The organism is Hydrogenophaga sp. PAMC20947 (assembly GCF_004795855.1).
GTDB lineage: Bacteria > Pseudomonadota > Gammaproteobacteria > Burkholderiales > Burkholderiaceae_C > Hydrogenophaga.
On sequence record NZ_CP039252.1, the window covers coordinates 3857316 to 3870067 of the forward strand.

Annotated in this window: 10 protein-coding genes; all 10 read left to right on the top strand. The window is 61.7% G+C overall.

Annotated elements, in window-relative coordinates; translation table 11 throughout:
• Positions 1–198 precede the first annotated feature (198 nt).
• The gene (locus tag E5678_RS17685) at positions 199–1371 is read left to right on the top strand and encodes a homoserine O-acetyltransferase (RefSeq protein WP_136179750.1); all 1173 of its coding nucleotides are present in this window, start codon (positions 199–201) and stop codon (positions 1369–1371) included.
• Positions 1368–1949 (top strand): methionine biosynthesis protein MetW, encoded by a 582-nt coding sequence (gene metW / locus E5678_RS17690; protein ID WP_136179751.1) that lies wholly within the window; start codon positions 1368–1370, stop codon positions 1947–1949. Before E5678_RS17685 ends, metW begins: the two co-directional genes overlap by 4 nt.
• A 493-nt stretch (positions 1950–2442) precedes the next feature.
• Positions 2443–2667, top strand: coding sequence for a hypothetical protein (locus E5678_RS17695; protein ID WP_136179752.1), 225 nt, complete (start codon positions 2443–2445; stop codon positions 2665–2667).
• 63 nt (positions 2668–2730) lie between these two features.
• Positions 2731–4290 carry a methyl-accepting chemotaxis protein gene (locus tag E5678_RS22820; protein WP_136179753.1) on the top strand — a complete coding sequence of 520 codons (1560 nt, stop codon included), beginning with the start codon at positions 2731–2733 and terminating at the stop codon, positions 4288–4290.
• A gap of 175 nt (positions 4291–4465) precedes the next feature.
• On the top strand, positions 4466–4981 hold the full coding sequence (locus tag E5678_RS17705) for a chemotaxis protein CheW (RefSeq protein ID WP_136180843.1): 516 nt from the start codon (positions 4466–4468) through the stop codon (positions 4979–4981).
• 129 nt (positions 4982–5110) lie between these two features.
• Entirely contained in the window at positions 5111–6649 is a 1539-nt protein-coding gene (locus E5678_RS17710; protein WP_281728077.1) for a methyl-accepting chemotaxis protein, read from the top strand.
• A gap of 113 nt (positions 6650–6762) precedes the next feature.
• Positions 6763–8286 carry a methyl-accepting chemotaxis protein gene (locus E5678_RS22825; RefSeq protein WP_136179755.1) on the top strand — a complete coding sequence of 508 codons (1524 nt, stop codon included), beginning with the start codon at positions 6763–6765 and terminating at the stop codon, positions 8284–8286.
• A 220-nt stretch (positions 8287–8506) separates the two neighbouring features.
• Positions 8507–9022 (top strand): chemotaxis protein CheW, encoded by a 516-nt coding sequence (locus E5678_RS17720; RefSeq protein WP_136179756.1) that lies wholly within the window; start codon positions 8507–8509, stop codon positions 9020–9022.
• A 78-nt stretch (positions 9023–9100) separates the two neighbouring features.
• Positions 9101–10900 carry a methyl-accepting chemotaxis protein gene (locus tag E5678_RS17725; RefSeq protein ID WP_136179757.1) on the top strand — a complete coding sequence of 600 codons (1800 nt, stop codon included), beginning with the start codon at positions 9101–9103 and terminating at the stop codon, positions 10898–10900.
• Between the two features lie 38 nt (positions 10901–10938).
• Positions 10939–12738 carry a methyl-accepting chemotaxis protein gene (locus E5678_RS22830; RefSeq protein WP_136179758.1) on the top strand — a complete coding sequence of 600 codons (1800 nt, stop codon included), beginning with the start codon at positions 10939–10941 and terminating at the stop codon, positions 12736–12738.
• Positions 12739–12752: the final 14 nt, after the last annotated feature.

Genomic DNA, 12752 nt, shown 5'->3' on the forward strand with positions numbered 1-12752 from the left:
GGCGTTGGGTGGCGCTTCAATCTATACTGCAGGTCAGCGCCGATTTGTCCGGATTGCGGGCGCTTTATAAGTACCGCTAAAGGGGGGACTCCCGGTCTCGCACCTTGCGGCACCGGGATTTTGTTTTTTGGGCCATGGGCCTGTGGGTGTGGCGAGGCGCCACGTGCACAGGTTCCGCCAGCCTCGAGGTGATTCACCGTGATTGTCACGCCCCAAACCCATCGTTTCGATGACCCTTTGCCCTTGCGAAGCGGTGCCGTCCTGCCCGCCTATGAGCTGGTGATCGAGACCTGTGGCGAGCTCAATGCAGATCGCACCAATGCGGTGCTGGTGTGCCATGCCCTCAACGCCTCTCACCATGTGGCAGGTCTGCACGCCGATGCCAGCGGTCAACCGATACCCCGCAGTGAAGGCTGGTGGGACAACATGATCGGACCGGGCAAGTCGCTGGACACGAACCGATTTTTTGTCATTGCGGTGAACAACCTGGGTTCCTGCTTCGGCTCGACGGGCCCGACCCACACCAATCCCGCCACCGGTCAACCCTGGGGGGCGGATTTCCCGGTGGTCACGGTGGAGGACTGGGTGGATGCGCAGGCCCGCTTGCTTGATGTGATGGGCATTCAGACGCTGGCCGCGGTGATGGGGGGCAGTCTGGGTGGCATGCAAACCCTGAGCTGGACCCTGCAATACCCGGATCGGGTGCGTCACGCCGTGGTGGTGGCCAGCGCGCCCAACCTCACCGCAGAGAACATCGCTTTCAACGAGGTGGCGCGGCGAGCCATCGTGACCGACCCCGATTTTCACGGCGGCCACTATTTGCGCGAGGGCACGCTGCCCCGGCGCGGCTTGCGGATCGCCCGGATGATCGGGCACATCACCTACCTGAGTGATGACGTGATGAACGAAAAATTTGGACGCAGCCTGCGACCTGCCGACAACGAGAATCCCGCGGCGGTGGCCGAGCTGGCTTACCGGTACACCACCCTGGACGTGGAATTCCAGATCGAGAGCTATTTGCGCTACCAGGGCGACAAATTCAGCGAATATTTCGATGCCAACACCTATTTGCTGATCACCCGGGCGCTGGATTATTTCGACCCGGCGCGGGAGCATGGCGGGCGCCTGAGTGCGGCCCTGGCCCGCGCGAAGGCGAAATTCCTGCTGATCAGTTTCACCACCGATTGGCGCTTCTCGCCCGCGCGCAGCCGCGAAATCGTCAAGGCGTTGCTCGAAAACCGCCGTGACGTGAGCTATGCCGAGATCGACGCCCCCCACGGGCACGATGCGTTTTTGCTGGACGACCCGCGGTATCTGCAAGCGGTGCGGGCCTATTTTGAAGAAACCGTGGCGCAAGAGGTGGCGGCATGAGCGATCTGCAGGTGATCGAGAGCATTGCGCGCCTGGTGCCAAAGGGATCCCGGGTGCTGGACCTGGGCTGTGGGGACGGAGCCTTGATGGCCCACCTTCAGACGCATCGCGCCTGCATTGGCTACGGTGTGGAGATCGACGACGCCAAGGTGCTGGCCTGCATCCAGCGCGGCGTCAACGTCTTGCAGCTCAACCTGGAGGATGGTTTGGCGGCGTTTGAGGACAGCTCGTTTGATGTGGTCTTGCAGATCGACACACTGCAACACCTGCGCAACGCCGAGACCATGCTGCGGGAAACCGCCCGTGTGGGGCGCAGCGGCGTGGTGGCGTTCCCGAATTTCGCGCATTGGCCCAACAGGCTCGATGTGCTGCGGGGCCGCATGCCGGTGACGAAACGGTTGCCCTATCAGTGGTTTGACACGCCCAACATCCGGGTCGGTACCTATGCCGACTTCGAAGTGCTCGCGCGCAGCTGTGGCCTGCGCATCACGGACAGCTTCGGGTTGCACGAGGGCCAGGAAGTGCGTGCGCTGCCCAATCTGATGGCCAGCACTGCGGTTTTTCGCTTCACCCGCTGATCCGGTAGCTGCCGGGCGCAACAAGGCTTTCATCTGGTCCGGCGGCCTCGCCAGTCGCCGAAGCGCTGGCGTGCGGCCCCACCCAGACTTCGAAGCTGCCAAGCCTGTCCTCACTTCAGGACCCTGAGTGCACAGGACAGGTCGCTTGATCACCTGCCCTGGCACTGGGTTGCGCGCCTGCCTGCTTCGTGGGTTGTTCGAGCGGCGCCCGAATGGGATGAAAAAAATACGCCTGTCACAGACCACTCTGGTTCCCCACCGAGGTATGCAGGTCCTGGGAGTCGAACCGATGAAGGCAGGTCAACTGTGAAACCGAGTGGGCTTGCTTCGCAAGCTCGCCTGGCTCTTGGCGCCTTCACGCACAGTAGTTGATTGGCCATGTCTGGTGCTGCGGGGGGCGTTCCTGAGCTGGTCTTGCGCGTGAAACCCAACAGCCGCTCGGTGGCAAGGCGACCGGGAAGGCGAAATCACCAAGGGGCAAAAGCCGATCCACATGGACATCGAAAAATCGATGGACGAGGCTGTCACGGGCTTGATCAAGTATCACCAATCAGCCCGACACCCGAGCGGCCACCGCGGCCACCATCAGACAAGTTGGCCGTTCTATGGCGGCCTCTGGCGCTTGTCCGGTCTGCGATCAGAAGCGGGGCGATTCACCGTCGATTCCGGGCTTAAGGACGGTGAGGCGCCGCCGATACTTTGTGAATTGAATCAATGAACCACGCTGTGGCAGGCTCAGCGTGGTCCATTCTTAACCCGATCCTGCATGGAAATTTTTGACATGTCATTCTTCAAGAGTTTGCGCATCGGCACCCGTCTCGGGGCAGGTTTTGCTCTGGTCATCGTCGCCGGCCTGGCTGTGGCCCTCATCGGGCGCAACTCTTTGACCAGCGTGGGCGACGACTTGCAGCTCCTCACCAACGACCGCGTCGTCAAAGTGGACCAGGTGCGTGACGTGCGCGACAACGTGTACGTCATTGCCAGCGCCATCCGAAACGTGGCCATGATCGAAGACGACACGTTGATGAACGCCGAGGTCACCCGCATTGAGCTGGCCCAGGCCGCCAACGCCAAGCTCTTCGAGGTCCTGCAGGTCACGATCACTTCGGGCGAAGGAAAGTCCCTTCTGGTTGCGACGATGTCGGCCCGAAGTGCCTACAACTTGGCGCTTAAAAAAGCCATCGAGCTCGGCCGTTCCAACGACATGTCTGGCGCGCGCGACCATATCCTCAATGAACTGGATGCGCCGCAAGCGGCCTACTTCAAGGCGCTTGAAGAGCTGGTGTTGCTCCAGGAAAAATTGATGGCCGACAGCAAGACAGAGACCATGCGAGAGGTGTCGACAGCCGGCACGTTGATGCTGGTGCTTGCGATCGCTGCAGCACTGGCCGGTGGTCTGATCGCCTGGTTGGTGGCGCGCAGTGTGACACGCCCTTTGGCGCGCGCGGTGGAAGTTACCGACCACATTGCCGAAGGCGACCTGAGTCAGCCCATCGAAGCGGACAGTCGAGACGAGGTGGGGCAACTGCTGCGGTCGCTGGCGCGCATGCAAGCCAGCCTGTCCAGGGTGGTCGGCACGGTACGCGGCAACGCCGGCAGTGTCGCCACCGCCAGCGCTCAAATCGAGCAGGGCAATCAGGATCTGTCGAGTCGCACCGAGCAGCAGGCTTCTGCGCTGGAACAGACCTCGGCCTCTATGGAGGAGATGGGGACAACGGCCAGCCAAAACGCGGACAACGCCCGTTCGGCAAACCAACTGGCCGCCTGTGCCAGTTCGGTCGCTGTCCAGGGCGGTGAAGTGGTGAGCCAGGTGGTGCAGACGATGAAAGCCATCAACGACAGCAGCAAAAAGATCAGCGACATCATTGGCGTGATCGATGGCATTGCCTTCCAGACGAATATCCTGGCGCTCAATGCCGCGGTGGAGGCAGCCCGCGCCGGTGAACAAGGACGGGGCTTTGCCGTGGTGGCGGCCGAGGTGCGCAACCTAGCGCAACGCAGTGCCGAGGCTGCCAAGGAGATCAAGGGCTTGATCAGCGCCAGCGTTGAGCGTGTCGAGCAGGGCACGACCTTGGTGGACCGGGCCGGCAGCACCATGCAGGAAATCGTGAGCTCGATCCAACGAGTGAGCGACATCGTTGGCGAAATCAGCAGCGCCAGCATGGAGCAGAACGCGGGGGTGAACCAGATCAGCCAGGCGGTGAGCCAGATGGATCAGGCCACCCAGCAAAATGCGGCGCTTGTGGAAGAGAGTGCAGCGGCTGCGGCCAGTTTGCGTCAGCAGGCGGAACAACTGGTGCAAGCCGTTTCGGTGTTTCGTCTGGGTGGCGCCCACGCCTGATCGAGCCCACACCCCTTTGAAGCTGGCGAGCACAACGGGGTGTTTCAACCCTTCACTGGCGGGTTCCGATGGAGCTTTTCCACTTGCAAAGCTTGTCTTTTTCCGCTTCAGGGACCCCCGTAACGGTCGATAGTCTCAAGACCCTCCGAGTTTAGAAGGCCAGCGAATCATGGACATGCACAACCCCACCTCACTTCGTCAGGTCCGGCTTGCCCAAACGGCGGCTCCGGTGCCCTCGGCAGAATTTCTCACCTTCCGCTTGGGTGGCGAGGAGTACGGCATTGACATCCTGCGGGTGCAGGAGATCCGCTCGTACGAAGAGCCTACGCGCATCGCGAATGCGCCCAGCTTCATCAAGGGCGTGGTCAATCTGCGCGGGGTGATCGTGCCGGTGGTGGACTTGCGCATCAAGCTCAATTGCAGCTCGGTGGCCTATGACAGCTTCACCGTGGTGATCGTGCTCAACGTGCACGGTCGTGTGGTCGGCGCGGTGGTGGACTCGGTTTCTGATGTGCTGGAGCTCAGTCCGGATCAGATCAACGCGGCGCCCGAGATGAACACGGCCATGGACACGAGCTACATCACCGGCATTGCCAGCGTGGCAGAACGCATGCTCATCTTGATGGATATCGAGGCGCTCATGTCTTCTGCCGACATGGGGTTGATGGACGTCTCTCCCCCCTTGAATTGATGCCCTGCCGGTTTATGCAACAGCAGCCTTGCAGTTGAGTGGCCATTTCCCCCGGATCTTTTTCTTGTCTTCTGAGTTTTCATAATGATCATCTTTCGATCCTCTATCCGTTCTCGCTTGACGGGCAGCTTGACCCTCCTCATTCTGATGATGGTTGCCATGAGCTTGATGGGGTTTGTGGGAATGCGTGGCAGCAATCAAGGGTTGCGTTCCGTGTACAACGATCGTGTGGAGCCCATGAAGGGGCTGAAGCTGATTGCAGATGCTTATGCAGTCGATGTCATCGACGCGGTCAATAAAGCAAATGCTGGCGTGATCACAGCCGAAGTGGCTCGGGAGAATGTGACGCGGGCCAGGAAGGTCATCGAGCAAGAGTGGAAAGCCTACCTCGCGATAAACCATAGCGGGGAAGAGAAAAAACTGATTGAGCAAGCCACGTTGACCTTTGGTCCAGCCGACGCAGAGATGGCCAAGATTGTGTCCAGATTGGGTCAAATGTCGGGCAACGTCATGGGTCAGCTATCTGCGTTTGATGGGCCTTCCTATCAAGTGATCGATCCCATCAGCACATCGATTTCCAATTTGGTGAACCTGCAACTGGATATCTCCAAACAGGTGGCCGAGGCGAGCAATCGCGATTTTCAGCGGATGACAGCCATCTTGCTAGGACTGCTGGCTGTGGGTGTGGCTGTGGCTGCGACAGGGGGCCATTTCCTCGTGCAGTCGATCGTTGTCCCCATTGGGCGTGCTCAGAGGGCGGCCGATGCCGTGGCGGCTGGCGATTTGACGCAGCAACAGGCAGTCACGGGTAGCGACGAAGCGGCACAAATGCTGCACGCGATTGATCGAATGAGGGTCAGTCTCACCGAGATGGTGGCTTCGATGTGCAGTGCCACCGACAGCATCAACACGGCGTCGGCAGAGATTGCTTCGGGCAACCAGGACCTGAGTGCCCGCACCGAACAGGCCGCCAGCAACCTGGAAGAAACCGCAGCCTCCATGGAGCAGCTCACCAGCACCGTGCGCCAGAGCGCCGATGCGGCGCGCCAGGCCAACCAGCTTGCAGCCACCGCCTCGGAAATTGCTGTGCGCGGCGGGCAGGTGGTGGGCGAAGTTGTCACGACCATGGAAGCCATCAACCACAGCAGCAAGAAGATCAGCGACATCATCAGCGTGATCGACGGCATTGCGTTCCAGACCAACATTCTGGCGCTCAACGCCGCGGTGGAAGCGGCGCGAGCCGGTGAACAAGGCCGGGGCTTTGCCGTGGTCGCCAGCGAAGTGCGCAGCCTGGCACAACGCAGCGCTGAAGCGGCCAAAGAAATCAAGGGCCTGATCGGCACCAGCGTGGACAAGGTCGAAGCGGGCAGCCGGCTGGTGGCCGATGCGGGTCAGACCATGAGCGAGATCGTGGGCTCGGTGCAGCGGGTCTCGGACATCATTGGCGAGATCACAGCGGCGGCAGGCGAGCAAAGCGATGGCATAGGCCAGGTCAACGTGGCGGTGAACCAGCTCGACCAGATGACGCAGCAGAACGCGGCATTGGTGGAAGAAAGCGCGGCTGCGGCCGAAAGCCTCAAAGAACAGGCCCTTCGCCTGGCCCAGGTGATTCAGGTTTTCCGAATCGATGGCGCCGCCGCAGCATTGCCCTACGAGCCGACGCGCTAGCGTTTACCCACCAGCAAGTTCGCCCAGGTTTCGACCGAAATCAAGCGGCCAGCGGCCCCGGCATCCACCAGCGCTGAAGGCGACTGGGAAAGTTTCTAATCCAAGGAGTTCACATGACTTTTAACAACCGCCTCGTCATTGCCTTCCTGGCGCCCGCGATCCTCTTTGTCGCGGGATTGGTCGGGAGCATTTGGGCACTCGGCCGAACCCAGAGCGACTTTGACAACTACCTCCAGACCGAACAGGCAGTCGCCAACGGCGTGCGGGAGATGTACGCGCAAGGACTCCAGATGGGCCAAGCGTTGCGGAACATTCTCCTGGACCCAGCCAACCCGAAAGCCTATGACAACATGAATGCGGCCAAGAACGCGTTTGACGAGGCCTACGTTGCCACCCAAAGGGCCGCGCAGGGCACGCCCACGGCCGCCAGTCTGGAGCCGCTGGCCGCATTGCGCAGCACCCAGGCCGCGGCACAGGAGAAAGTGCTGGCCCAGGTGAAGATCGACGTGGCGCAGGCGGTCGACTTGCTGAACCGCGAAGAGACTCCCGCCTGGCGGGCTCTGCGCGGTGAGCTGCTCAAGCTCAAAGATGCCTCTTCAGCGCTCTCCGCGCAAACCCGCGAGACGGTGGTGGCGCGCGCAGAGCGTGCGCGTTGGGTCTCCATGGCACTGGCGTTGTCGGCCTTGGTGACAGCCGCGCTGCTGGGGCTGATGGTGCAACGCACGTTGCGACGGGAGATTGGTGGCGATCCTGCCGCGGCCAAGATTGTTTTGCGGCGCATCGCAGACGGCGATTTGTCCGGCGCATTGCCCACCGTGCGGGATCCACAAAGCCTGATGGGTGCGCTGGTGACCATGCAGCGCTCCATGCAGGAGCTGGTGACGCAGGTGCACCAGGCCAGCGCGGGTATTCATGGTGCCAGTTCTGAAATCGCCTCGGGCAACCAGGACCTGAGTGCCCGCACCGAACAGGCTGCCAGCAACCTGGAAGAGACCGCGGCCTCCATGGAGCAGCTCACCAGCACCGTGCGTCAAAGCGCCGATGCGGCGCGCCAGGCCAACCAGCTCGCAGCCAGCGCCTCGGCCATCGCTGTGCGTGGTGGGCAGGTGGTGGGCGAAGTTGTCACGACCATGGAGGCCATCAACCACAGCAGCAAGAAGATCAGCGACATCATCGGCGTGATCGACGGCATTGCGTTTCAGACCAATATTCTGGCGCTCAACGCCGCGGTGGAAGCGGCCCGTGCCGGCGAGCAGGGCCGGGGCTTTGCGGTGGTGGCCGGTGAGGTGCGCAACCTGGCGCAGCGCAGTGCCGAAGCAGCGAAAGAAATCAAGAGCCTGATCGGCGCCAGCGTGGACAAGGTTGAAGCCGGCAGCCGACTGGTGGCCGATGCGGGTCAGACCATGAGCGAGATCGTGGGCTCGGTGCAGCGGGTCTCGGACATCATTGGTGAGATCACAGCGGCGGCAGGCGAGCAAAGCGATGGCATAGGCCAGGTCAACGTGGCGGTGAACCAGCTCGACCAGATGACGCAGCAGAACGCGGCATTGGTGGAGGAAAGCGCGGCTGCGGCCGAGAGCCTCAAGGATCAGGCCAACCGCCTGGCCCAGGTGATTCAGGTGTTCCGCCTGAGCTGAATCATCGCCCCCAGCCACCCGATAGGGGGGGTGTCCTGGGAAAGGCGGGAGCGGGGAAAAGGGGTGCCAATGATGGTGCCCCTTTCTTTTGCGCCGCCGGAGACCGCATCAGTGTGAGAGACAGAGCCCCGTTCATCGTCCTTTTCCCGGCTTCAGTTGGGCGCACTCCGGTCGATAGTAGGAAGACCTCCTATCAATTCTCATGGACCGGCGTATGACCATGCTCACTTCATCAAACTCTCAGAACCAGACATCCCGCGGGGCTGTCCACAAGGCAACTGCCGCTGAGTTCCTCACTTTCCGGCTGGGTGGCGAGGAGTACGGCATTGACATCCTGCGGGTGCAGGAGATCCGCTCGTACGAAGAGCCTACGCGCATCGCGAATGCGCCCAGCTTCATCAAGGGCGTGGTCAATCTGCGCGGGGTGATCGTGCCGGTGGTGGACTTGCGCATCAAGCTCAATTGCAGCTCGGTGGCCTATGACAGCTTCACCGTGGTGATCGTGCTCAACGTGCACGGTCGTGTGGTCGGCGCGGTGGTGGACTCGGTTTCTGATGTGCTGGAGCTCAGTCCGGATCAGATCAACGCGGCGCCTGAGATGAACACGGCCATGGACACGAGCTACATCACCGGCATTGCCAGCGTGGCCGAGCGCATGCTCATCTTGATGGATATCGAAGCACTCATGTCTTCTGCAGACATGGGGTTGATGGACGTTCAACCAACGGTTCAATAACGCCTTACTCCTTTTTTCGATCGAGTTGTGCGGCGCAAAACCCGTTCTCTTGCCCGTCTTACCTTGTGTCTCCCCGCCATGATCAATACCCTTACTTTCCGTCAAAAGATCAGCCTGCTGATCGTCGCCGCTTCGCTCGGCATTGCCGCCATCGCCGCTGTGGCTGTGGTGCAAGCCAAACGCCTGATCGAGACCGGCCGCCAGGGTGAGCTCGTGACCGCGGTGCAGTCGGCCCATTCGATCGTCGAAGGCTTTCGCGCCCAAGTCCAGTCGGGCAAGCTGAGCGATCAACAAGCGCAGGCAGCGGCTACAGAGGCCCTGCGCATCGCGCGCTATGGCGCGGAGGGCAAGGATTACTTCTATATCTGGACACTGGATGGCGTTGCTGTGATGCACCCGCTCAAGCCGGAGTGGGCAGGGCAGAACATGCTGGGAAAACTCAAGGACACCAATGGCGCAGACATCATCGTGGACCTCACGTCGGGGCTGAAAAAGAGCACCAATGGCCAAGCACTGGTTCCGACCTATTTCCCGCGCCCCGGCGGCACCGAGGGCGTGCCTAAGCTGCAGTTTGTGATCAAGGTCGACGGATGGAACTGGATGGTGGGTTCGGGCCTGTACACGGACGATCTCGATGCGCAGGTTCAACAGGCTGTGCTGGTTGATATGTTGATTGGACTCCTGGCCTTGGGTGCCATCGTTGGCTTGGGCTGGTACACCTTGCGCAGCGTGACCCGACAGATCGGCGGCGAGCCCTCGGAGGCTCAGGCCGCCATGCGTGAAGTGGCTACGGGCAACCTCAATGTCCGGATGGACCATGTGCCCGCTGGCAGCCTGATGGCCACATTGGGCGAGATGATTGCATCGCTGCGTCAGACGGTCTCCCAGGTGCGCAGTGCCACCGACAGCATCAACACGGCGTCGGCAGAGATTGCCTCGGGCAACCAGGACCTGAGCGCCCGCACCGAACAGGCTGCCAGCAACCTGGAAGAGACCGCTGCTTCCATGGAGGAGCTGACCAGCACCGTGCGCCAGAGTGCCGATGCAGCCCGCCAGGCCAACCAGCTCGCAGCCAGCGCATCGGCCATTGCTGTGCGCGGTGGGCAGGTGGTGGGCGAAGTCGTCACGACCATGGAAGCCATCAACCACAGCAGCAAGAAGATCAGCGACATCATCAGCGTGATCGACGGCATTGCGTTCCAGACCAACATCCTGGCGCTCAACGCCGCGGTGGAAGCGGCGCGAGCCGGTGAGCAGGGCCGGGGCTTTGCGGTGGTGGCCGGTGAGGTGCGCAACCTGGCGCAGCGCAGCGCCGAAGCAGCGAAAGAAATCAAGGGCCTGATCGGCGCCAGCGTGGACAAGGTCGAAGCGGGCAGCCGGCTGGTGGCCGACGCGGGCCAGACCATGAGCGAGATCGTGGGCTCGGTGCAGCGGGTCTCGGACATCATTGGTGAGATCACAGCGGCGGCAGGCGAGCAAAGCGATGGCATAGGCCAGGTCAACGTGGCGGTGAACCAGCTCGACCAGATGACGCAGCAGAACGCGGCATTGGTGGAAGAAAGCGCGGCTGCGGCCGAAAGCCTCAAGGATCAGGCCAACCGCTTGGCCCAGGTGATTCAGGTTTTCCGGCTTGATGGTGAGGTCGCGGCATTGACCCATGCGCCCGTGCGTGAGCTTCCCCTCGTGAGAAAGCCGGCGCCCGCGAAGCTGGCTGCGGCCAGAGCTCCCGCCTTGACCTCGACGACGCCCAGGGCCCCGCTCGAACTCAAGCGCCCGGCCCCCTTGCCCAAGGCCAAAGTGGCCAGCAAGCCCGCGGCATCCCCAAGCCTGAAAGTACCCGCATCCGCTGGCGCCGAGGGCGATTGGGAAAGCTTCTGACGCATCCTGATCGGCGCATCTTTTCTTAAGGATTCATCATGATTTTCGATCGACTCAAAATTGGCCAACGCCTCTACCTCGGGTTTGCCGTGGTCTTGATGCTGCTGGCCGTGATGACAGCCTTGGCTTTTGTTGGTCTCCAGGCGTCGCAGGCCGCCACCCAGCGCATCGTCGAGATGGACAAGCGCTCCATCAACACTTCAGAGTGGTTGCAAGGAACAAAGCTGAACATCAACCGCGTGCTGGCGGTGGCCAAGTCGGGCAACGACCCAGCTGTGGATGCTTACTTCAAACCATTGATGGCCGAGACTTCGGCTCGCATCAGTGAGGTTCAGAAATCGCTCGAAGCCGAAATTGTGAGTGAACAAGGCAAGGCGCTGCTGGTGAGCATTGCCGCGGCGCGCAGCGATTACATCGCAGTGCGCAAGGCGTACTTTGCGAAACTCAGCGCCGATGATCTGGCGGGGGCCGAGCAGGTGCTGAACAACGCGTTGATGCCGGCTGCCAATCGCTACAGCGGCTTGCAAGAGAGTTTGCTGACGCTCCAGCAGGGGCTTGTGAGCGTGGCTGTTCAGGATTCCGAATCCACCATACAGCGCCAAGTTTTGTTGCTGGCAACCGTGGCCGGCTTTACCCTGCTGTTCGCCTTGTGGGTCGCCTGGAGCATCACCCGGTCTGTGACCAAGCCTGTCGGCGAGGCCCTTCAGATGGCCAACGCCGTGGCGCAAGGTGACCTGACCCGTTCGGTCGTCACGCGGCGACAAGACGAACTGGGTGACCTGATCAGGGCATTGGCTGCGATGAAAGATTCGTTGTTGCAGACCGTGACACAGGTACGAAGTGCCACCGACAGCATCAACACGGCGTCGGCAGAGATTGCTTCGGGCAACCAGGACCTGAGTGCCCGCACCGAACAGGCCGCCAGCAACCTGGAAGAAACCGCAGCCTCCATGGAGCAGCTCACCAGCACCGTGCGCCAGAGCGCCGATGCGGCGCGCCAGGCCAACCAGCTTGCAGCCACCGCCTCGGAAATTGCTGTGCGCGGCGGGCAGGTGGTGGGCGAAGTTGTCACGACCATGGAAGCCATCAACCACAGCAGCAAGAAGATCAGCGACATCATCAGCGTGATCGACGGCATTGCGTTCCAGACCAACATTCTGGCGCTCAACGCCGCGGTGGAAGCGGCGCGAGCCGGTGAACAAGGCCGGGGCTTTGCCGTGGTCGCCAGCGAAGTGCGCAGCCTGGCACAACGCAGCGCTGAAGCGGCCAAAGAAATCAAGGGCCTGATCGGCACCAGCGTGGACAAGGTCGAAGCGGGCAGCCGGCTGGTGGCCGATGCGGGTCAGACCATGAGCGAGATCGTGGGCTCGGTGCAGCGGGTCTCGGACATCATTGGCGAGATCACAGCGGCGGCAGGCGAGCAAAGCGATGGCATAGGCCAGGTCAACGTGGCGGTGAACCAGCTCGACCAGATGACGCAGCAGAACGCGGCATTGGTGGAAGAAAGCGCGGCTGCGGCCGAAAGCCTCAAAGAACAGGCCCTTCGCCTGGCCCAGGTGATTCAGGTTTTCCGCCTTGACAGTGAGGTCGGCGCCTTGATCCCCGCGCCCGTGCGCAAGTTGTCTCCCGCCAGGAAGTTGGCACCTGCGATGTTGCCCCGAGCCGCAGGGCCCGCGTTGGGCTCGGCGTATGCCAAGCCTTCGCTCGAACTCAAGCGCCCAGCCCCGGCTTCGACCGCCCCCACCGTCAGATCGAAAACGGCCAGCCAACCTGCAGCGTCCCCGTCCACCAAGGCGCAGGCTCCCGCTGGCGCCGAAGGCGATTGGGAAAGCTTCTGACGGGTAGACGTTTT